Raw genomic sequence first — 20,992 nt, 5'->3', positions numbered from 1 at the left:
CTGGACCTCGTGCGGGAGTGGCGAAATGCTATTCCCGCGAAGCGCGCTTCAGGGAACGGATGCGGACCGACCGCTCCGACCACACCTCAAAACCAGAAGGAGAAGTCATGAACATCTCGCGTGTACGCCGTAGTGCCGCCGCAGTCGGAGCCGCTGCCGCGGTGGCCGCCCTGGCCTTCCCGACGCAGAACGCGTCTGCGGCCGAGGCCGCCACCTCGCCCATCCGGATCACGCCGATCGTGTGCCCGATGTACGTCACCCCGATCGACCCGACCCCGGTCAGCGCGGCCGTTGCGCCGGTCGACGGCCTCATCCCGCTGCCGCCGAAGTGCCCCAAGCCGCCGGTCATCCTCTGCCCGCTGGCGACGACGACCGTCTACCCGCCCCGCCAGATCATCCTCTGCCCGCCGCGCCTCCTGCCGTAGCCACCGACGACGAGTGCCGGGCTGCCCGAATCAGCCCGGCACTTGTCTTCGGGGAACGGCAGATCAGGACTTCGACTTGAGGGCCGAGCAGTCGTCCTCGTCCGGCAGCAGCGGGCGCAGCGTCACGCTCCACTTCTGCTCGCCGGACGACCACGGGGTCGCCGCGTTCGCGTCCCGGGCGGTGGCGAGCACGGCGGCGGCCTGGTCGCCCGTGGCCGTCACGCAGCCGAGCACGTCGCCGGCCATGAGCGGCTCGCCGGGCAGGGCCGGCCCGGGCCACTCCTTGGCCTGCTGGGCTGGCAGCCCGTCACCCGGGCCCGTCCACGGCCCCGCCACGGCGGCCACGGCGGCCGGCGCGTACGCCTGCTCGGGGGCCACCGCCTCCGCGCCAAGCGTCGCCGACAGGTCGGTCAGCGCGTCGACCAGCTCGAGCAGCTCCCCGCGGGCCTGCTTCTGCGCCGCGGTCAGCTGCTCGCTTGCCATGTCGTCCTGCACCAGCGCGTACGCCTCCAGGACGTGCTGCTGGCCGCCGGACACCACCATGAAGCGGGTGTTCGCCATGTCCGACACCGCAGGGCGCCCCAGGTCCGTCGTCCTCGCCACGCCCTTGGACAGCGCCAGCTCGACCAGCTTGTCGACGTCCTCGCGGGCGATCGCCCGCTGCTGGAGGTTGGGCAGGGCGGGGCCGGGATAGATCGCCGTCTGCGGCCCGGTGGTGATCACCCGGCCGTCGGCGTAGACGGACACCAGCGGCAGCCTGGTCGCGAGCATCTGCGGCGTGACGAAGCCGCCGGTGTGGTCGACACGGAGCACGAGCGAGGAGTCGACGACGTCCGGCGTCGAGGCGTCGTCCGTCACGGCGGCCTCCTCTCCGGCCTGTCCGCAGGCGGCCAGCAGCGGCACCAGCAGGGCGGTCAGCATCGACAAGCGGGCTACTCGATTGTTCACCCTCCTCTGACGCAGCCTCCGCGGGGCCGGTTCCGTCCCCGCGACAGAATTCCTACTCTGGAACCATGCTTCTGGCTGAAGAGCTGCTCCTGCTCGGGCTGGACCCCGCCAAGGGGACGGTCGTCAACTCTGCCCGCCAGTACGTCAAGGTGGGCCTGTCCGGCGCGCTCGTCGCCGAGCTGGCGCTGGCCGGCCAGGTCGAGCTGCGCGACCGGCGGTTCGTGCCCATAGGGGGGCAGCCCGACGACCCGTTGCTGCGCGACGTGCTCGCCGCGCTCGCGCAGCCCAAGGGCCGCCGCTCCAAGGACCAGGTGCGGCGGCTGGACAAGGCCGCGGGCGGGGTCTGGGACCGCGTGGTCGCCCGGCTGGCCGACGGCGGCGTCGTCCGGCGTGAGCCGCGCTCGCTCTTGCGCAGCGAGCGCTACCCCGTGCGCGACCTGGCGGCCCGCGCGGAGGTGCTCGACCGCGTGCGCGCCGCTGCCGCGTCCGACCGCGAGCTCGACCCGCGGACGGCGGTGCTCCTGGCGCTGTCCGGGCCGTGCCGGCTGCTCGAGGTCGTCGCCCCGGACCGGTCGACCCGCAAGCACGCCCGGACGCGCATCGACGCGGCCACCGCGCAGACGCCGGTCGCCCCCGTGGTCAAGGCCGTGATCCAGGACGTCCAGGTCGCCGTGGCCGCAGCGGCCACCGCGGCCGGGGCCGCTGCCGCCGCATCCGGCTAACTGCCCCGGGGCGCCGGGTCAGCGCCGAACCGCGGCCAGTGGCGCGAAAGAGCCGTCGAAGCCCTCCAGCCGCTCGCCGCGCCGCTCAGGCAGCAGGCCCGAGGCCACTGCCGCGACGACGAAGAACACGGCGAACACCGCGAACACCAGGCCGTTGCCGCCGGCCTCGCGCAGCGGTGGCACGGACAGCGGGGCCAGGATCGAGGCGATGCGCCCGAACCCGGCGGCCGCCCCGGCCCCTGTCGCGCGCAGGCCGGTGGGGTAGGCCTCCGGCGTCACGGCGTAGAGGGCGCCCCACGCGCCGAGGTTGAAGAAGGACAGCAGCATGCCCGCGGCCACGATCTGGTCCGCGCCGCCGGCCGCGCCGAACAGCGCCGCCGCGACGCCCGAGCCGGCGAGGAAGGTGACCAGTGTCCTGCGCCGCCCCCAGCGCTCGACGAGGTACGCCGCGGCGGCGTACCCGGGCAGCTGGGCCAGGGTGATGACGAGGGTGTAGCCGAACGACTTCACCAGCGGGAAGCCGTCCGCGACCAGCAGCGTCGGGATCCAGGTGAAGGCTCCGTAGTAGGAGAAGTTGATCCCGAACCACACCACCCACAGCACCGCGGTGCGGCGCCGCATCCGGGGGTGCCACAGCTGCGCGGGGGAGGGCCTCGGCTCCGGGGGCGCGGGCGGGGACGGCACCGGGGCCACGCCCGCCGCCTCCTCGTAGCGGCGTACGGCCGCCTCGGCCTCCTCCGTCCGGCCCGCCCGCTCGAGGAAGCGGACGGACTCGGGCAGCCCGCGGCGTACGACGACGGAGTACAGGGCCGGCACGACCCCCACCAGGAAGGCCCAGCGCCAGCCGTCGTCGCTGCGCCCCACGACGTAGTAGCCGATGACGGCGGCGGCCAGCCACCCCACCGCCCAGAACGCCTCGAGCGCCACGACCACGCGGCCGCGAATGCGGGCCGGGGCGTACTCGCTGACCAGCGTCGACGCGACGGGCAGCTCGGCCCCGAGGCCCAGCCCGATGACGAAGCGCAGCACGATCAGCGCGCCGACCGACCAGACGAGCGCGGAGAGCCCTGTCGCGATGCCGTAGACGAGCAAGGTCATGGCGAACACCTGGCGGCGCCCCACGCGGTCCGCGAGCAGCCCGCCGAGCGTCGCGCCCACGGCCATCCCGAGGAAGCCGATCGACGCGACCCACGACAGGGTGTGCGAGGACAGGTCCCACTGGACGGCCAGCGCGGCCATGATGAACGAGATCAGCCCGACGTCCATCGCGTCCAGCGCCCAGCCGACGCCCGAGCCGGTGAGGAGCTTGCGGTGCTGGCTGGTGAAGGGAAGCCGGTCGAGCCGCTCGGGGCGGGTCAGGCTGTCGCCGGGGGCGCTCATGGGGGTGGCAATACCCGCTCCGCGCGATCTTCCTCCCGGGACGTTCATGCCACGGCGGTCCGGGCGCGCGCCCGTGCCGTCGCGCGCCGGGCAAGCGGGTCCGCCAGCCGGGGCGCGACCGGCCCGAGCACGGCCAGGATGAGGACGTACGCCGCGGCCGTCGGCGCCAGCCGCGGGTCCACCGTGCTGCCGGCGAGGCCGGCGATGACGATCGAGAACTCGCCGCGCGGGATCAACGCGGCGCCGGCGCGGATCCGGCCACCCGGGCCGACCCCCGCCCGGCGGGCGGCGACCCAGCCCGTGACGGCCTTGGTCGCGATGCCCGCGACGACGAGGACCAGCGCGGGGACCACGGCCGCGGGCAGCTGCGACGGGTCGGTCGTCAGCCCGAAGAACACGAAGAACACGGCGGCGAACAGGTCGCGCAGGGGCTCGAGCAACGGGCGGGCCAGCTCGGCCACCTCGCCCGACAGCGCGATACCCAGCAGGAACGCCCCGACGGCCGCCGACACGTGGACCTGCTCGGCGGCGCCCGCCACGAGCAGGGCGAGGCCGAACACGCGCAGCAGCAGGATCTCGCTGCTGTCGGCCGCGACGACGCGGGTGACCTGGCGCCCGTAGCGCAGCGCGATGACCAGCACGACCGCGAGCACGGCCAGCGCGATGGCGACCGAGCGCAGCGCGCTCGCCGTCCCGGACGCCGCCAGCAGCGCGGTCAGGACCGGCAGGTAGACGGCCATCGCGAGGTCCTCGAGCACGAGGATCGACAGCACGCTCGGCGTCTCGCGGTTCGCCAGCCGCTCCAGGTCGGTGAGGACCTTCGCGATGATCCCGGACGAGCTCACGGCCGTGATGCCGAACATCGCCAGCGCCGCGAGCGGGCCCCACCCGAGCAGCAGCGCGAGCAACGCACCCGGGGCACCGTTGAGCAGCAGGTCCAGGACGCCGACCGGCGCCTGCTGGCGCAGCTGGCCGACGAGCTCGGACGCGGAGTACTCCAGCCCGAGCAGCAGCAGGAGCAGCACGACGCCGATCTCGGAGCCGGCCTGGAAGAAGCCCTCCGGCGCGTCCAGCGGCAGCAGCCCGCCCGCGCCGAACGCGAGCCCGGCCAGCAGGTAGAGCGGGATGGGGGACAGGCCGATCCGCCCCGCGAGCCGGCCCACCACGCCGAGGCCGAAGATGACGGCGCCGAGCTCCAGCAGCAGTTGTGCGGTGTGCACCCGGGCGTCAGCCCAGCATGAGCAGCGCGGCTACGGCGCGTACTCCTTCGTCAGTCCCCACCACGATGACCTTGTCGCCCGCCGCGAAGCGGAACGTCGGGGCCGGCTGCGGCGTGACCTCGCCCTGGCGGACGACGGCGACCACCGAGGCGCCGGTGCGGGTGCGGACCTGGGCGTCCGCGAGCGTCCGGCCGACGTACGGCGTCCCCTCCGCCAGGACGATGCCCTCGGTGGCGATGCCCTCGACCTGCTCGCGGAGCCGGGCGAGCCGCTCGATCACCCGCGGCGCGCCGAGCAGCTCGGCCAGCGCCTCGCTCTCCTGCGACGTCAGGTGCAGCACCGCGCGGCAGGCGTCGGGGTCGTCGCGGTCGTACAGCACGATCTCGCGCTCGCCGCTGCGCTGGGACACCACGCCGACCCGCTGGCCGCTCCGCGTCGTCAGGTCGTGCTTGAGCCCGACGCCCGGAAGCCGGGTCTCCTCGATCTCCATGGTCCTCACGATGACTGTCTCCGCTCGGGTGCCGCCGGATCGAGCGTACGGCGCGCGGAGCGGCTCGTCGTACGCCCCGGGTGCATCAGGCGGAATGCCACTCGACTCCGGCTACGGCGTCGTCGCGCAGAACGTCCACCAAAACCCAGTCGCTGCACACCGGGCCGGACGGGCTGCCGCTGAGAGCTGTGGGGCCGGTGGCTCCGGGGCCGTCAGCCGGGCGGGGCGAAAGGGGCGTCCGGTGGGGGCGTCGGCCGGGCCGGCGGGGCGGTGGGTGCGGGTGGGGACGGGAGGGGCTGGCCGTACGGGCCGGGCTGGGGCTGCGGCTGCGCGTACGCGCCGGGCTGGGCGTACGGCGTCGGGTGGGCGTACGCGCCGGGGCGGGCGTGCCCGGGGAGCTGCATGCGGGCGAGCTCGCGGCGCCGGCGCTCGGCGAGCACGGCCGAGAGGTAGGACTCGGGGTCGATGCCGGGCGGCGGCCCCGGCGTGATGCGGGCGCGCACCTCGTCGGCGAGGCGTACGCCGAGCGTGCGGCGGGCGGCCGGGTGCAGTTGGCGCGCCCGGCCGAGGAAGGCGCGCGCCTCCAGCGCGAGCGCGTCGGGCAGGGCCGAGAGCTCCAGGCCGGCGGCCCAGCCCGCCAGGGCCGGCGGCAGCGCGGCCACCGGAGCGCCGGACTGCGGCACCCGCTCCCGGATGACCAGGGTGCCGGCGAGGTGGTCGCCGATCCGCTTGCCGTTCGCCGAGGCGAGCGAGCTGATGAGCGCGGCCGCCCCGGAGGTGAGGAAGAACTCGCCGAACCCGACCAGGCCGCGCACGAGCGCCTGCCGGAACTGCTCCGGGCCGCCGTCGTCGCGGACCACGCGCAGGCCGAGCGCCATCTTGCCCAGGCTGCGCCCGCGGGTGAGCGTCTCGAACGCCACCGGATAGCCCACCAGCAGGGCGACCACCGTCAGCAGGACCAGGGTGACGCCGAGCGCCGGGTCCAGCACGGCGAGGGCGAGGCCCAGCGCGAAGAAGGTCACCGACAGCAGGGCGAACTGCACCGCGAAGTCGATCAGCAGCGCCAGCGCGCGCGAGGCGAACGTGGCCGGCCGCAGCTCGAGCACGACGGCCTCGCCGGTGACGAGGTCGTCCGGCACGCGCTCTCCTCTCCTCGATCCTCGGTCGTCCACACCCCGACTCCCGTCCACAGCCCGCCCCGATGGCGGCCGGGCGGAGCCGGGTGCGCGGCTAGTCTGCCGCGATGGACGTCGACGCGTACGTCGTGGCCCACAGCGGGGAGTGGGCGCGGCTCGAGGAGCTGACCCGGCGGCGCCGCCGGCTGCGCGGCCCCGAGGTCGACGAGCTCGTCACGCTGTACTCCCGCGCGGCCACGCACCTGTCCGTCGTCCGCTCCGCCTCGCCGGACCCCGCTCTCGTCGGGCGGCTGTCGCAGCTGGTCGCTCAGGCCCGTTCTGCCGTCACCGGCGCGCACACCCCCGCGTGGCGCGAGGTGGCGCGCTTCTTCCAGGTCGTGTTCCCGACGGCGGTCTACCGGGCCCGCCGGTGGATCGGCGGCGCTGCCCTGCTGTCGGTCCTCGTCGCGCTCGCCGCGGGCTGGTGGGTCTCCGACGACGCCGCGGTCCGAGCGCTCGTGATGCCACCGGACGAGGTCGCGGCCTACCGCGAGCAGTTCGTGGACTACTACTCGGAGAACCCGCAGGGGTCCTTCGCCTTGCAGGTGTGGACCAACAACGCCTGGGTGGCCGCCCAGTGCCTGCTGACCGGGCCGTCGCTGCTGTTCCCGGCGTACCTGCTCTTCACCAACGCGCTCAACGTGGGTGCCGCGGGCGGCGTGCTGGGCGCCGAGGGCGAGCTCGACACCTTCTTCGTCTACATCCTCCCGCACGGCCTGCTCGAGCTCACGGCGATCTTCGTGGCCGCCGGCGCCGGGATGCGGCTCGGCTGGGCACTGATCGACCCCGGGCCGCGGACCCGGGCCCGCGCGCTCGGCGAGGAGGGGCGGGCGATGGGCGCCATCGCCCTCGGCCTCGTGGCCGTCTTCGCCGTCGCCGGCTGCATCGAGGGCTTCGTCACGCCGTCGCCGCTGCCGGCCCCGGTCCGGCTGGCCATCGGGGCGCTCGCACTGGTCGGCTTCCTCGGCTACGTCGCCGTCCTCGGCCGTCGCGGCGTGCAGGCCGGGGAGGTCGGCGACCTCGCCCCGGAGCTGGCCGCCGCCCGTGTCCCGACGGCGGCCTGAGCTCCGGCAGGGTCACGCCTGCGGGCGGTAGCTCCCGGTCTCCAGCTCCTCCAGCAGCGACGGACGCTGCGGGGACCAGCCCAGCTCCGCGCGGGCCTTCGCGCCGGAGGCCTGCTGGTCCAGCAGCAGCGCGTCGGCGAAGGCCGCACCGAGGCGGGCACGGGTCGCCTCGACGTCCTCCGGCGCGACCGTCCCGGGGAGCCCCGCGCCCCGCGCGACGGCGGCGAGCATCTCGTTGACGGTCGGGCTCTGCCCGCTGACGCCGAGGTAGTACGCGCCGGGCCGGAGCGCGGCGAGCGCCCGGACGTACAGGTCGGCGAGGTCCTCGACGTGCACCGTCGTCCAGTGCTGGGCCCCGCTGCCGATCGCGGTGAGCACGCCGGACTCGCTGCGCGGGGCGTTGGCGAGCAGGGCAGCGATGCCCGCGCCGTGGCCGTACACGATGCCCGGCGCGATCACGCCGGCGCGCACGCCCTCGGCAGCCAGCAGCGAGCGCTCGACCTCGACGCGCCAGGCGGTGAGGGCGGGCGGGTCGAGCGGGCTGTCCTCGCTGATCTCGGGGTTCGAGCCGTAGACCCAGACGCCGCCGGTGTGCAGGTAGGGCTTGTCCGTGCCGGCGAACGCGCTGGTGACGGCGGCGACGATCGCCCGGTCCACGGCCGCACTGTCGGCGTTGCCCGGGCTCGCGGCGTGGACCGCCGCGTCGACCCCGCGCAGGGCCTCCGCGACCCAGGCGCCGTCCGTGATGTCGCCGACCAGCGGCTTCGCGCCGGCGGCGGCCACGGACTGGGCGGACGCGTCGCTGCGGACGAGCGCGGTGACCTCGGACCCGCCCGCGAGGAGCGCGCGCAGGACGGCCGAGCCGATGTAGCCGGTGCCACCGGTGAGGAGCACGTGCATGAGGAGCCTCTTCCTGGTCGATGCCGGTTGCGGAATTGCCGGATGACGAGGACAGTAACGATCGGATACCGAGTACTTCAACGTTACTAAGGTGAGCCGTGGAAACCGAGGAGTGCTACGACCCGTTCCAGCCGAACTGCCCGAGCCGGTTGATCCTCAGCCGCATCGGCGACCGGTGGACCGTGCTGGTGATCCTGGCGCTGCGCCACGAGGTGCTGCGCTTCTCCGAGCTGCGCACCAAGATCGGCAGCCCGGCGCCCAAGGTGCTCAGCCAGACCCTGCAGGCGCTCGTGCGCGACGGGCTGGTGTCCCGGCAGGCGTACGCCGAGGTCCCGCCGCGGGTGGAGTACCGGCTCACCGACCTCGGGCGCACGCTGCTCGAGCCGATCGACGCCGTCCGGCGCTGGGCCGCCGTGCACACGGGCGACGTGCTGGACGCGCGCGAGCGGGCCGACGAGCTTGTCGCGTCCGGCGCCGGCGGCGCGGACCGGTAGGCGGGGGCGCTTGCCGCTTCCGGCTTCCGGCGTCCTGCGCCGCGGCTACCCTCGACCGCGGGGAGGGGAGGACAGATGGAGCAGGACGAACTGGGCCTGACCGTGTGGCGCCTGCACTCGGGGGGAAGCGCCGTGCGCCCGGCCGAGCGCTCGCTCGCGGGCACGGCCCACCGCGGCGGCATGAAGTTCTGCGGCCCCTTCACCAACGCCAACAAGTCCGGCTGGTGGGTGTCGTCCCCCGTCGACCTCGACATTACGTGGCGTGGCGGCAGCGACTTCGAGTGGACGCTGCACGGGGACTACCCCGACACCGAGAACCAGCTGCTGCGCTTCCTCATGCTCGGCGAGCAGGACGTCCACCCGGGGCGCTGGCTGCCGCGCTCGAAGTTCTCCTGGGGCATGGTCGAGGCCGGCGTCGTGCAGATATGGACCGGCTGCATCTTCTCGACGCCGCCGGGGTGGGGCCTGCAGGTGCGCAGCCCGGTCAACACGGACCGCCAGCCGTACTCCGTGATGGAGGCCGTCCTCGAGACCGACTGGCTGCACACCGACATCTGGCTCAACGTCGTCTTCCACGAGAAGGACGTGCCTGTCCAGCTGCGCCGTGAAAGCTGGCCGCCGCTTGCGCAGCTGCTGCCGGTGCGCCGCGAGGCGTACGACGAGCGCTGGTCCCTGCAGGAGCGCACGCTCGACCGGTCGACGCCGGAGGGGGAGAAGGTCTTCAAGTTCTTCGTCGACTATCAGGAGCGCAAGTTCGCCGGCGAGGGCAAGCAGCCGGTCTACCGCGACGACCCGACGGTGACCAAGGACTCCACGACGTACTACCGGATGCGCAAGGAGGCGCTGGAGGCGCAGCTGGCGGAGCTGGAGGCCGAGGCTGCGCGGGCTGAGCAGGAGGCGCCGGGCTCGGCAGGCGGGCGGGGCGGCGCGGGCGAGCAGGCCGTCGGCTGCCCCTACTCGCCCGGGGCTTGAGCCTCTCCCGCCGGGCGCTGCGCCTGGCGGTGCGAAGGCCCGAATCACCCACTGACGACCGCCCGGCCGCCTACAACCGCCCGGCCGCCTTCAACGCCAGGTACCGGTCCGCCAGCGCCGGGGCGAGCTCGTCGGGCAGCGCGTCGACGACCTCGACGCCCCGCCGGCGGAGCAGCTCGACCAGCCGCGCGCGTTCGGCCCGGGCCCGCTCGGCGGAGGCCGCCGCGTAGACCGTGGCCGCGTCGCCCCTGGCGTCGGCGAGCTCCGCGACGCGCGGGTCCGACACCGCCGCGACGAGCACGGTGTGGCGGTGCAGCAGCCGGCCGAGCACCGGGAGCAGCCCCTCCTCCACCGGCGTGGCCTCGAGCCCGGTCAGGAGCACGACGAGGCTGCGCCGCCCGCCGCGGGCCAGCACGGTCGCCGCCATCCCGGCCAGGTCGGTCTCGACCAGCTCGGCTTCGAGCGGCGCCATCGCGTCGACGAGGGAGGCGAGCAGGGCCGGTGCGGGAGCGCCCTCGACCCGGGCGCGGACGCGGCGGTCGTACGCGAGCAGGTCGACGCGGTCGCCGCCGCGCGCCGCGAGCGCCGCGAGCAGGAGGGCCGCGTCCATGCACGCGTCGAGCCGTGGCGCGTCGCCCACCCGGCCGGCCGAGGTGCGCCCGGTGTCGAGCACGAGCAGCACCCGGCGGTCGCGCTCCGGCCGCCAGGTGCGGACCGTGACCTCGGACCGCCGGGCGGTCGCGCGCCAGTCGATGGAGCGCACGTCGTCGCCGGGGACGTACTCCCGCAGCGAGTCGAACTCCGTCCCCTGCCCGCGCACCATGACGGCCGCCCGGCCCTCGATCTCGCGCAGCTGGGCGAGCTTGGCCGGCAGGTGGCGGCGCGAGGCGAACGGCGGCAGCGCGCGCAGTGTCCACGGCAGCTGACGCGAGCGCTGGCGGGCCGCGAGCCCGAGCGGGCCGACGCTGCGGACTGTCACCCGGTACGCGTGCCGGTCCCCGCGCCGCGTCGGCCGCAGCAGCGTCGACACCCTGGCCCGGTCGCCGGCCGCCACCTGCAGCCGGTGGCGCTGCGAGGCCGCGCCCGCCGACGGCGGCCAGGCGTCGCGAAGCAGGCCGTGGACCCGGCGTCGGCCCGGGTTGGTGACGAGCACGTCGACGCGGGCCTGCTCCCCGAGCCGGACGGACGTGTCGCCGGCCCGGTGCAGCTCGAGCGGGCGTACGGCGCCGGCGAGCGCGGCGTCGACCGCGGCGAGGACGAGGACGGCGAGCGTCACGAGCAGCACGCCCGCCCACGACGGCGCCGCCAGGCCGACGACCAGCGCCCCGAGCAGCGCGAGCAGCGGCGTACGACCGGTCAGGGCCATCGCCGGCCGCTCAGCGCGGGACGGGCACGGAGCCGAGGACCGTGTCGAGGACGGCGTCGGCGGTGACGCCCTCGAGCTCGGCCTCCGGCCGCAGGCCGACCCGGTGCCGCAGCGCGGGGCGGGCGAGCGCCTTGACGTCGTCCGGGGTGACGTAGCCGCGACCCGAGAGCCAGGCCCACGCGCGGGCCGAGGCGAGCAGGGCCGTCGCCCCGCGCGGCGAGACGCCCAGCCGGAGCGAGGGCGAGGTGCGCGTCGCGCGGCACAGGTCGACGACGTAGCCGAGCACCTCGGGCGCCACCTGGACCTGGCGGACGGCCCGGCGCCCGGCCGCCAATGCCTCGACGCCCGCGACCGGCCGGATGCCCGCCCCGCGCAGGTCGCGCGGGTCGAACCCGGCCGCGTGCCGGGCCAGCACGGAGACCTCGTCCTCGCGGGAGGGCAGCGGGAGCGTCAGCTTGAGCAGGAAGCGGTCGAGCTGGGCCTCGGGCAGCGGGTAGGTGCCCTCGTACTCGACCGGGTTCTGCGTGGCCACCACGACGAACGGAGCGGGCAGCGGGCGCGGCGTCCCGTCGACGCTCACCTGGCGCTCCTCCATCGCCTCCAGCAGCGCGGCCTGGGTCTTGGCCGGTGTCCGGTTGACCTCGTCGGCGAGCAGCAGGTTCGTGAACACCGGGCCCTCGCGGAAGGAGAACTCCGCGGTCCGCGCGTCGTAGACGAGGGAGCCGGTGATGTCGCCCGGCATGAGGTCCGGGGTGAACTGCACCCGCTTGGACGTGAGGGAGAGCGCCGCGGCGAGCGAGCGGACGAGCAACGTCTTGGCCACCCCGGGCACGCCTTCGAGCAGGACGTGCCCTTGGCAGAGCAGCGCCAGGATGAGCCCGGTCACCGCACCGTCCTGGCCCACCACCGCCTTGCCGACCTCGCCGCGCACGGCGGCCAGGGCGATGCGGGCGGCTTCGGACTCGTCCATGGCGCGGCCGCTAGTGGCGTGCGCGCCGGCGCGCTCGTCGGGGCCGGGCGTCTGCGGGGGACGGGGGGTGCTGTCCTCAGGGGTGGTCACGTGCGGCGGGCCTCCGTCTCGAGCCGGTCCAGGTCGCTCGCCAGGCGTACGAGCGCCGCGTCGTCCCCAGGAGGGGGACCGTACAGGAGCGCGCCCACCTCGGCCGGGCTCCGGCCCGTCGCGCGGGCCACCGCCTCGACCACGTCGGGCGGCGCCGCCCGACGGGGCAAACCGAGGCCGCTCGCCAGCCTTCCGGCCGCGGCCGTGCGCAGCGCGTCCGCGGCGCGGTCGGCCGCGTGCGCGCGGCGGTAGAGCCGGGCCCGGCCTTCGACGGTCTCGGCCGCGGGCACGACGACCGGGAGCGGTTCGGGGACGACCGGGCCGAGCCGACGCCCTCGCCACAGGGCGGCCAGCACGACGGCGAGCGCGATCTGGACGGCGCCGAACTCGACCCCGTCGGGCAGCAGGTCGCGCAGGGCCCGGCGGGCGCCCGGGGGTACGTCGTCCGGGGAGGGGAGGTACCAGACCAGCCGCTCGTGCTCCCCGAGCAGGCCCAGCGCGAGCGCGGCGTTCCCCTCCTCGTCGAGGCCGGCGTTGGTCAGCGGTCGGCTCGAGCCGAGGACGGTGGTGGACCGGGCTCCCGACGCCGGCTCCAGCCGGACCAGGGCGACGGCGTCCCCCGCTGCGGACGCGTCGGGGTAGCAGCCCGTCGCAGCCGTGGCGGAGTCCGGGCGTACCGAGTAGACCCGGCCGGGCAGCTCCGCGCGCCCGGCGCGCTCGGCCGTCGGAAACGGGCAGGCCGGGTCGCGCGCCGAGTCGAAGGACTGCCCGGCCTCGAGGACGGACGGGGCCACCACGTCGAGGAAGCCCTGGCCGGGCTCGACGAGGACGAGGCTCGCGGGGACCTCGGCCATCCGGCGGGCCTGCTCCTCGACGAGCAGGTCGGGTTGTGCGACCAGCAGCGTGTCTCCGGCCGCGGCGGACGCGACGGCCTCGTCGAGGGTGCGGACGAGCCGGACATCGACCCCTTCGCGCCCGAGCAGCGTCGCGACGGCCTTGCTCCCCTCCGGGCTGGCCGCCCGCGGGTCGAGGCTGCCCGTCCTGCCGTTCGCCGCCAGCGCGAGCGCCAGCCCGGCGACGAGGACGAGCACGGCGAGGGCGGCGGGCGCCCGGAACCGCCGGGCCCGCTGCAGCAGCGTGCCGTGGGGCGGGCGGGGGAGGTGGTTCGCGGACCCCGAGCCTGGCGGTGCAGCGGTCACGGCTGCGGGCGCGTCTGCCGGTACGTCTGCGGGATGCGCGCCCGCCGCAAGGGACGCGCTGTCGGTCGCGGGGGTGCCGGCCGTCATTGGCCCGCCCCTGGCAGCGCCCAGCTGCCGGGCGACCGGGCGCCGGCCGCGGCAGCCGGGCGTGCGGCGCGGACGTCGTCGTCGACCCGGCGCAGCAGGTCGTGCGCCTGCTGGTCCGCCCGCCGCCCGCCGTAGGCGATGCCGTCGAACACCTCGGCGCCCCGGCGCAGGGCGTCGGCCTGCCCCGGCAGCACGAGCCCCGCCTCGTACGCGGCCTCGTGCGCGGTGCGCCCGGGCCGGGGGTCGAGCAGGCCGCGCTCCTCGAGCCCGCGGATCACGGCGCGCAGCCGCGCGCGGACGGCGAGCTGCCACTCGCCGGCGGCGGCGTGCCGGTCGGCCTCGGCTCGGTGGTCGGCCGCGCTGCGGTCGTGGCCCGCGAGCAGCGGCTCGGCGCGGACCGTGCGGGCCACCGGCCCGAGCCGCCAGCGGATGGCCACCAGCACGGCGGACGCCGGCAGCACCAGCAGCAGGATCGCGAGCACGGTGCCGCCGCCCGGGCTCGACGCCCGGTCCAGCAGCTCGCCGATCCGGTCGAAGACCCATCCGAGCACACGGCTGACCAGCCCCGGCTCGTTCTCGGAGTACTCGCGGCGCGCGAGCTCGTCGCGGGCCAGCTCGCGGGCGGTGTCGCGATCGGGCACGACCGGGACCTCGAGCCCGGAGACCAGCGGGGCCATCAGGCGGCCAGGCCGCAGCGGAAGGTCACCACTGCGGCGGCGCGCCAGGCCCTGCGGACGTCCCGGCAGGCCCGCCGGGGCCGGGGCCTCCTGCAGAGCCCGGTCCGGCGGGGGCCCCTGGCGTACCCGGCATTCCCGGGGTTCCTGGCGTGGCCGATGTGCCCGTCGGGCCGAGACCTGCGGCGCGGGTGAGCTCGATATCGAGCCCTTCCTTGCGCATGCGCAGGTCCATGTAGAGCAGCGCGGTGGCGGCGGCGACGACCGGGTAGGCCACCGTGCTGCCGAGCACGTCCCACACGCCCACGATCAGCTGGGGCACGAGCCCCGTCCCGTCGTCGTCGAGCGCCGACGAGACGACCTCGCCGGTGACCACGCCGGGCACCGCGAAGACGCCGGCGACGATCGAGGCGAGCAGTTGGATGAGCAGCCAGATGCCGAGGACGCGCCAGAAGGTGCCGCTGACGAGACGGTAGGAGCGGCGGAACGCGGTGACGATGCCGTCGCGCTCGAGCACCGCGGCCGGGCCGGCCACCGCGGTCACGGCGAGCAGCCAGAAGACCGCGACGACCGCGCCGATACCCAGCAGCACCCCGAGCAGGACGCCGAGCGCGCCCACCGTGGCCCAGCCGACGAGCAGCCCCACCCCGACGGCCAGCACGAAGAGCAGGAAGGACGCCACCGGGACCGCGAGCGCGATCCCGAGCAGCGCGGGCAGCCGGCCGCGGGCCTCGCGCCAGGCCGTGCCGATGTCGACGCTGCGGCCGAGCACGGCACGACCGACGACGACGGTCAGCATGCCGGTGAGCACGACCTGCGCGATCAGCGAGAACACCAGGGTCACGCCGAGGGTGGACGCGGCCCCGCCGAGAAAGTCCACGACCTCATCGGTGGTCGGCTCGTCGGACAGCGTCGACTCGTCGGGCAGGAGCCACACCGTGACGAGGACGTTGAGCAGGGTGACGACCGCCGACACTGCGGCGGCGAGCCCGAGGGTGGGCAGCGGGTGGCGGCGCACGGTCTGGATGGCGCCGTCGAGCATCTCGATGACGCCGAGCGGGCGGAGTGGCACGACCCCCGGGCGCGGAGCCTCACGTACCGGATAGGCCCCGTAGCCCTGGGGGCCGTACGGGGAGGCTCCCCAGCCGCCTCCTGAAGGCGGCCCGGGCGGCCCGGGCTGCCCGGGCTGCCCGGGCGGTGCGCCCCCGTACCCCGACGGGGCGCCATAGCCGGGCGGGGGGCCGTAGCCGGGAGGCGGGGGGTAGCCGGGAGGCGGGCCGTAGCCGGGCGGCGGGCCGTAGCCGGGCGGCGCGTCGGGCAGTGGGGCGGTCGCACCGTCAGCCGGCGGGGCCCAGCCCTCGGGCGGCGTGCTCCCGCCGGGCGCCTCGTCCTGCCCGCCGGGGCTCGTGTCCCTGCCTTCGGCCATGCGCCGGGCCACCGTCCTGACTCTGCGTCGAGGCCGGGCGCGCCCGGCCGATGCCTGCTGACCGGACCGATCCTCGCATGCGGGGGCACGGCTGCAGCCCGGCCGCGACCAGGCTGTGCACGGCCATCTGCGCTGTCCACAGGCGGCGGATTTCCCCCTGGGCGGACGCGCGGCGGTGTGGATCAGCGGCGATCCGGCGCGCGGGCGTGCACGATGGAGGGGTGAAGGGACGTGTGCTGGTTGTCGACGACGACCCCGCGCTCGCGGAGATGCTCGGCATCGTGCTGCGAGCCGAGGGTCTTGAGCCGGTGTTCTGCGCTGACGGGGACGAGGCGCTCGCGACGTTCCGCGCGTCGCGGCCGGACCTCGTCCTGCTCGACCTGATGCTCCCGGGACGCGACGGCATCGACGTCTGCCGCCAGATCCGCGCGGAGTCCGGCGTGCCGGTCGTGATGCTCACCGCGCGCGGCGACACGGTGGACGTCGTCGTCGGACTGGAGGCGGGTGCCGACGACTACGTCGTGAAGCCCTTCAAGCCCAAGGAGCTGGTCGCGCGGCTCCGTGCCCGGCTGCGCCGGACCGACGAGCCGCAGTCCGAGGGCCTGCAGATCGGTGACCTGACGATCGACCTCGCCGGGCACAGCGTGCGCCGGGACGGGCAGACGATCAACCTCACGCCGTTGGAGTTCGACCTGCTCGCGGCGCTGGCCCGCAAGCCCTGGCAGGTGTTCAGCCGCGAGGTCCTGCTCGAGCAGGTGTGGGGCTACCGCCACGCGGCCGACACCCGGCTGGTCAACGTCCACGTGCAGCGCCTGCGCGCGAAGGTCGAGCGCGACCCCGAGCACCCGGAGGTCGTCGTGACCGTCCGCGGCGTGGGCTACAAGGCGGGGCCGGCGTAGCCGGCGGCCACGTGCGCCTGCGTCTCCCGCGCTTCTTGAACCGCGTCCTTCCTGCGCGGCCCTGGCGCCGCGTCGTCGCCGCCTGGCGTCGCGGCCTGCGCATGCGGGTCGTGACCACGACGGTCGTGCTCTCCCTGCTCGTCGTCGCCCTGCTCGGGACGTTCCTGTTCGCCCAGGTGCGGGACGGCGTGCTGGGCGCGAAGGTCGACAGCGCGCTCGCCGAGACGCGGTCGGGCTACCAGTTCGCGCAGGCGACGGTGGAGCAGACCCAGGAGTGGACTCCCGGGCTCGTCAACAGCCGGGCCAGCACGATCGTCGGCCGGCTGGCGAGCGGCGGTGGGGAGGCGGGCCGCCGCGAGGTGCTGCTGCTGCCCGGGCCGCACGAGGACAGCGACCCGCCGGGAGACGTCTACTCCAGCTACGCCTCTGGCGTGAACACGCCCCAGTCGATCCCGCCGACCCTGCGCAGGGAGGTGCAGGGCCAGCAGGAGGGGCAGGGGCGGACCTACTGGGCGTACGCGATGGCCGACGACCGGGACGGCACCCGCGTCCCGGCGCTCATCGTGGGCGCCGCGCTCGAGGTGGGGGCCAAGCCCTACGAGCTCTACTACGTCTTCCCGCTGGACCAGGAGGCCCAGACCCTCGGGCTCGTACGCCGCACCCTGGCCGTCGCCGGGCTCGCGCTCGTCGTGCTGGTCGGCCTCATCGCCTACGTCGTCGCCCGGACGGTCGTGACCCCGGTCCGTATGGCCGCCCGCATCGCCGAGCGGCTGGCCGCGGGGCGGCTCGAGGAGCGCATGCACATCCGCGGCGAGGACGACCTGGCCCGGCTGGCGGCGTCGTTCAACCGCATGGCCCGCAGCCTGCAGAGCCAGATCCGCCGGCTCGAGGACCTGTCCCGGCTGCAGCGGCGCTTCGTCTCCGACGTCTCCCACGAGCTGCGTACGCCGCTGACGACCGTCCGCATGGCCGCGGACGTCCTGCACAGCTACGTCTCGAGCTTCCCGCCGGACGTGGCCCGCTCCAGCGAGCTGCTCCAGGCCCAGCTGGACCGGTTCGAGGACCTCTTGGCCGACCTGCTCGAGATCAGCCGCTTCGACGCGGGGGCCGCCGTCCTCGACCCCGAGCCGTGCGACCTGCGCGCCATCGCCCGGCGGGTCCTCGACGCCACCGAGCCGCTGGCCGAGCGCCGCGGCAGCACGCTGGAGCTGGTCGCCCCGGAGCAGGCGTGCACCGCGGACGTCGACGGGCGCCGGATCGAGCGCATCGTGCGCAACCTCGTCGTCAACGCGATCGAGCACGGCGAGGGCAAGCCGGTCGTCGTCACGGTCGCCGCCGACGACGAGGCCGTCGCCCTGTCCGTGCAGGACTCGGGGGTCGGGCTGAGCCCGGAGGAGGCCGGACGCGTCTTCGACCGGTTCTGGCGGGCGGACCCGTCCCGGGCACGGCAGACCGGTGGGACCGGGCTGGGGCTGTCCATCGCGCTCGAGGACGCCCACCTGCACGGCGGGGAGCTCGAGGCGTACGGCGAGCCGGGCCGGGGCGCCCAGTTCCGCCTCACGCTGCCGCGCCGGGCCGGGCAGGAGCTGGGCGGCTCGCCGATCCCGCTGGGGCCGGACCGCCCGCGCTTCCTCGCCGTCGGCGCGCCCTACCAGCGGACGGAGGTGGCCCGTGGCTGATCGCGCGCCGCGTGCGCTCGCCCGGGCCGTGGCGCTCCTGGCGGTGCTCGTCCTCGCCACGGCCTGCTCGGGCATCCCCACCGACACCCGTGTCCGCAGCTCCGGGGAGGAGCGCGGCGCCGGCCAGGAGCAGCCGTTCGTCCACCAGCAGGCGCCCGGCCCCGAGCCCGGGCTCACCCCGCTCGACGTCGTCGCCCGCTTCCTCGCCGCGTCGTCGGGGTTCGACGAGGACTTCGCGACCGCTCGGCGGTTCCTCACCCAGAACGCGCGCCAGCGCTGGCAGCCGACGGCGGGCATCCTCGTCTACGAGGGCAGGGCGACCTTTCCCGCGCAGCCCACCAGCTCGACCCAGACGATGACGACCTCCGTCGTCGGACGCATCGACGCCGACGGCCGCTACCGGCCGATCCCACGCACCGAGATCCAGGTGACCTTCCAGCTCGTCGACGCCGCCGCGCCCACGCCGGGGTCGTCGGACGATGGTGCGGCCGACGACGGCGCGGCCGACGACGGTGCGGGGGACGACAGCGCGGACGGGCAGGACGCCCAGTGGCAGCTCGACGCCGTCGACGCCTCCGGCACCGCCGGGGGCTACACCAGCCTCGGGCAGGGGCTGCTGCTGTCCCGGGCTGCCGTCGAGCGCGCCATGCTCGCGCTGCCGGTGTGGTTCGCCGACCCGTCCGGGCGCGCCCTCGTGCCCGACCAGGTCTACCTGCCCAAGGGTGACGACGAGGTGCCGGCGGCCCTCACCCGCCGGCTCCTCGCCGGGCCGGGGCCGGGGCTGCAGGGCGCGGTCGAAACCGCGATCCCGTCCGGCACGCGGCTGGTCGACGCGCGCGTCGTGAGCGGCGAGGCGTTCGTCGAGCTGGCCGGGCCGGTGACGCGGCTCCCCGCCGAGCGGCGCCAGCTCGCTCTCGCCCAGCTCGGGCGGAGCCTGGCCGCCGTCCCTGGCGTCGACGGCCCGGTGCAGGTCACGCTCGGCACGGAGACCTTTGACGCGACAGGGGCGGACAACGCGTTCGACCCGTTGCAGGAGACGCTGGTCCCCGGCCCCAACGTCCTCGTCATCGACCGCAACGGCAAGCTGCAGACGTTCAACCCCGGCGACGCCCAGCTGGGGGTGATGCCCGGCGCGCTCGGGGCCTTCGCGCGCCCGCTCCGTCACCCGGCCCGGTCCCTGCCGGCCACGCCCCAGCGCATCGCCGCGCTCAGCGACGGCGAGCGCGGCCTGCAGGTGCAGGAGCCGGACGGCACGCTGCACCGCGTGCACCTTGCACGGACCGGGCCGCTCGCCCCGCCCGCGTTCGACGCGCACGGCAACGTGTGGACCGTCGACCGGGCCACCGGCGACGTGCTCGTGACCGCCTCGGGGGAGGACGCAGCCGCCCCGGTGCAGGTCCCCACGGCCCTCCTCGAGGGCTACCGGCCCTGGCAGGTCGAGCCGGCCCACGACGGCGCCCGTGTCGTCCTGGTGCTGCGCTCGACGCGGCAGCCGGCCGATGACCGGGTGGTCGTCGCCGCAGTGCTGCCGCCCGCGGGCGGCACCGGCTACCGGCTGGGCGGCGCGGTCCTGCCCCTGCAGGGATCGTGGCAGCAGGTCCACGACCTGGACTGGAGGTCGCCGACCTCGCTGGCGATGCTGGTCGTGGACGGGGACAACTCGCGGGCGCTCTTCCTCACGCCGGGCACCGTCGGTGTGGCGACGGGGCCGACCGTGACGAGCGGGGTGGACGAGATCACCGCCCCGCCCACCCGCACGGGCGGGACGCTGCTCGTCGCCTCCTCGAGCGGGCGCCCGGCGGTGTTCGCCCTCGACGAGTCCGACGGGCTGTCCAACGCGCTGCAGCGAGGGCTTCGCGACCCCGCCTACGCCGGCTGACCGCGGGCCCCGGCGGCCAGCCGGCAGACCACGCCGTCCACAAGCGCCGCGCCCGTCCACAGATGCGGGACGCCGCCCCCGAGCAGGCGGCTGCGCAGCGCACGGTGGGGCCATGACGACTCCGACCGGCCCGCACCTGCTCCGGCGGGCGGCCCGCGCGCTCGTCGGGCTCGTCCTCGACGACGGGTGCGCAGGCTGCGGCCTGCCCGACATCCCGCTGCTCTGCGACGGCTGCGCCCGGGCCCTGGCCGCCCCGGCACGCCCGGCCGTTCCCTGCCCGCCCCCGCCGGGGCTGCCTCCGTCCTGGGCGACGGCGGCCTACGCAGGGGCCGCCCGATCGGTGCTCGCGGCGTACAAGGAGGACGGCAGGGCCGCACTGGCTCGTCCGCTCGGCGCCGCTCTCGGGCGGTCGGTCGTCCAGGCCCTCGGCGCTCACCCTGCGGTGCAACCGGCTGCGCCCGTCCTGCTGGTGCCCGTGCCCTCGGCCCCGGCGGCGGTGCGGCGGCGCGGCCGGGACCCGGTACGCGTCCTGGCCCGCCGCGCGACGCAGGAGGCGCGCCGCGCCGGCCACCCCGTACGCCTCGCGCCGGTGCTGCGGCTGCGGCGCCGGGTGGCCGACTCCGCGGGCCTGGACGCCGGCGCTCGCGCCCGCAACCTTGACGGCGCTCACGAGGTCCCCGCCCGGCTCGCGGGGCTGGTCGTCGCGGCCCGTGTCGTGGTCGTCGACGACGTGCTCACGACCGGAGCCACGCTCGCGGAGGCCAGCCGTGCCCTGCGCGCCGCGGGCGCCGACGTGCTGGCCGTCGCGGCCGTCGCCGCCAGCCAGCGGCGCGCTCCGGTGGCCCCCGACGCGCTGGGAGCCACCATGCGCTCGCCTCCGCTCACGGGGCGCGACGCACGCCGGCGCAGAAACGACTAGCGTTCGTCCATGGC

At 75.9% G+C, this 20,992-nt stretch carries 20 protein-coding genes; 9 read left to right on the top strand and 11 right to left on the bottom strand.

What is annotated here, in order from left to right:
- Positions 1–107: 107 nt before the first annotated feature.
- Entirely contained in the window at positions 108–425 is a 318-nt protein-coding gene (locus tag G9H71_RS04575) for a hypothetical protein (protein WP_166278445.1), read from the top strand.
- A gap of 63 nt (positions 426–488) precedes the next feature.
- Here the strand turns inward: G9H71_RS04575 and G9H71_RS04570 are convergent, their stop codons facing one another.
- Positions 489–1,346, bottom strand: a complete 858-nt coding sequence (locus G9H71_RS04570; protein ID WP_166279119.1) for a hypothetical protein — start codon at positions 1,344–1,346, stop codon at positions 489–491.
- 92 nt (positions 1,347–1,438) lie between these two features.
- Between G9H71_RS04570 and G9H71_RS04565 the strand changes: the two genes are divergently transcribed.
- Positions 1,439–2,095: a GOLPH3/VPS74 family protein gene (locus tag G9H71_RS04565; RefSeq protein WP_166278442.1), complete on the top strand. Its 657-nt coding sequence runs from the start codon at positions 1,439–1,441 to the stop codon at positions 2,093–2,095.
- Between the two features lie 18 nt (positions 2,096–2,113).
- On the opposite strand, the gene G9H71_RS04560 is transcribed toward G9H71_RS04565, so the two are convergent.
- From G9H71_RS04560 to G9H71_RS24370, 4 genes are all read right to left on the bottom strand, one after another.
- The gene (locus G9H71_RS04560) at positions 2,114–3,475 is read right to left on the bottom strand and encodes an MFS transporter (protein ID WP_166278439.1); all 1,362 of its coding nucleotides are present in this window, start codon (positions 3,473–3,475) and stop codon (positions 2,114–2,116) included.
- 44 nt (positions 3,476–3,519) lie between these two features.
- Complete coding sequence (locus G9H71_RS04555) at positions 3,520–4,695, bottom strand: cation:proton antiporter (protein ID WP_166278436.1); 1,176 nt, start codon at positions 4,693–4,695, stop codon at positions 3,520–3,522.
- 7 nt (positions 4,696–4,702) lie between these two features.
- Positions 4,703–5,185, bottom strand: coding sequence for a cation:proton antiporter regulatory subunit (locus tag G9H71_RS04550; protein ID WP_166278433.1), 483 nt, complete (start codon positions 5,183–5,185; stop codon positions 4,703–4,705).
- Between the two features lie 212 nt (positions 5,186–5,397).
- Positions 5,398–6,324 carry an RDD family protein gene (locus tag G9H71_RS24370; RefSeq protein WP_331272744.1) on the bottom strand — a complete coding sequence of 309 codons (927 nt, stop codon included), beginning with the start codon at positions 6,322–6,324 and terminating at the stop codon, positions 5,398–5,400.
- Between the two features lie 104 nt (positions 6,325–6,428).
- On the opposite strand from G9H71_RS24370, the gene G9H71_RS04540 reads away from it, so the two are divergent.
- The gene (locus G9H71_RS04540; protein ID WP_166278427.1) at positions 6,429–7,424 is read left to right on the top strand and encodes a stage II sporulation protein M; all 996 of its coding nucleotides are present in this window, start codon (positions 6,429–6,431) and stop codon (positions 7,422–7,424) included.
- A gap of 12 nt (positions 7,425–7,436) precedes the next feature.
- On the opposite strand, the gene G9H71_RS04535 is transcribed toward G9H71_RS04540, so the two are convergent.
- Entirely contained in the window at positions 7,437–8,324 is an 888-nt protein-coding gene (locus G9H71_RS04535) for an NAD-dependent epimerase/dehydratase family protein (protein WP_166278424.1), read from the bottom strand.
- Between the two features lie 98 nt (positions 8,325–8,422).
- Between G9H71_RS04535 and G9H71_RS04530 the strand changes: the two genes are divergently transcribed.
- Entirely contained in the window at positions 8,423–8,818 is a 396-nt protein-coding gene (locus tag G9H71_RS04530; protein WP_166278421.1) for a winged helix-turn-helix transcriptional regulator, read from the top strand.
- Positions 8,819–8,893: 75 nt separating this feature from the next.
- Positions 8,894–9,790 carry a DUF6065 family protein gene (locus G9H71_RS04525; RefSeq protein ID WP_166278418.1) on the top strand — a complete coding sequence of 299 codons (897 nt, stop codon included), beginning with the start codon at positions 8,894–8,896 and terminating at the stop codon, positions 9,788–9,790.
- 70 nt (positions 9,791–9,860) lie between these two features.
- On the opposite strand, the gene G9H71_RS04520 is transcribed toward G9H71_RS04525, so the two are convergent.
- The 5 genes from G9H71_RS04520 to G9H71_RS04500 all read right to left on the bottom strand — a co-directional run bounded on the left by G9H71_RS04520 (position 9,861) and on the right by G9H71_RS04500 (position 15,248).
- Positions 9,861–11,156, bottom strand: a complete 1,296-nt coding sequence (locus G9H71_RS04520) for a DUF58 domain-containing protein (protein ID WP_166278415.1) — start codon at positions 11,154–11,156, stop codon at positions 9,861–9,863.
- A gap of 10 nt (positions 11,157–11,166) precedes the next feature.
- Entirely contained in the window at positions 11,167–12,126 is a 960-nt protein-coding gene (locus G9H71_RS04515; RefSeq protein ID WP_166279116.1) for an AAA family ATPase, read from the bottom strand.
- A gap of 86 nt (positions 12,127–12,212) precedes the next feature.
- Positions 12,213–13,415, bottom strand: coding sequence for a DUF4350 domain-containing protein (locus tag G9H71_RS04510; protein ID WP_331272742.1), 1,203 nt, complete (start codon positions 13,413–13,415; stop codon positions 12,213–12,215).
- An 83-nt stretch (positions 13,416–13,498) separates the two neighbouring features.
- The gene (locus G9H71_RS04505) at positions 13,499–14,179 is read right to left on the bottom strand and encodes a DUF4129 domain-containing protein (RefSeq protein ID WP_166278409.1); all 681 of its coding nucleotides are present in this window, start codon (positions 14,177–14,179) and stop codon (positions 13,499–13,501) included.
- A gap of 25 nt (positions 14,180–14,204) precedes the next feature.
- Positions 14,205–15,248 (bottom strand): hypothetical protein, encoded by a 1,044-nt coding sequence (locus G9H71_RS04500; protein ID WP_166278406.1) that lies wholly within the window; start codon positions 15,246–15,248, stop codon positions 14,205–14,207.
- A 575-nt stretch (positions 15,249–15,823) separates the two neighbouring features.
- Between G9H71_RS04500 and mtrA the strand changes: the two genes are divergently transcribed.
- The 4 genes from mtrA to G9H71_RS04480 all read left to right on the top strand — a co-directional run bounded on the left by mtrA (position 15,824) and on the right by G9H71_RS04480 (position 20,978).
- Positions 15,824–16,501: an MtrAB system response regulator MtrA gene (gene mtrA / locus G9H71_RS04495; protein WP_166278403.1), complete on the top strand. Its 678-nt coding sequence runs from the start codon at positions 15,824–15,826 to the stop codon at positions 16,499–16,501.
- An 11-nt stretch (positions 16,502–16,512) separates the two neighbouring features.
- The gene (mtrB, locus tag G9H71_RS04490) at positions 16,513–18,180 is read left to right on the top strand and encodes an MtrAB system histidine kinase MtrB (protein WP_166278400.1); all 1,668 of its coding nucleotides are present in this window, start codon (positions 16,513–16,515) and stop codon (positions 18,178–18,180) included.
- The gene (locus G9H71_RS04485; RefSeq protein ID WP_166278397.1) at positions 18,173–20,059 is read left to right on the top strand and encodes an LpqB family beta-propeller domain-containing protein; all 1,887 of its coding nucleotides are present in this window, start codon (positions 18,173–18,175) and stop codon (positions 20,057–20,059) included. The genes mtrB and G9H71_RS04485 overlap by 8 nt, the downstream gene beginning before the upstream one ends.
- 112 nt (positions 20,060–20,171) lie before the next feature.
- Positions 20,172–20,978 (top strand): ComF family protein, encoded by an 807-nt coding sequence (locus G9H71_RS04480; protein WP_166278394.1) that lies wholly within the window; start codon positions 20,172–20,174, stop codon positions 20,976–20,978.
- The last annotated feature ends 14 nt before the right edge of the window (positions 20,979–20,992 follow it).

This window comes from Motilibacter deserti (assembly GCF_011250635.1).
GTDB lineage: Bacteria > Actinomycetota > Actinomycetes > Motilibacterales > Motilibacteraceae > Motilibacter_A > Motilibacter_A deserti.
Note: the sequence above shows the minus strand (reverse complement) of the source record. Positions and strands in the feature narration are given on the sequence as shown.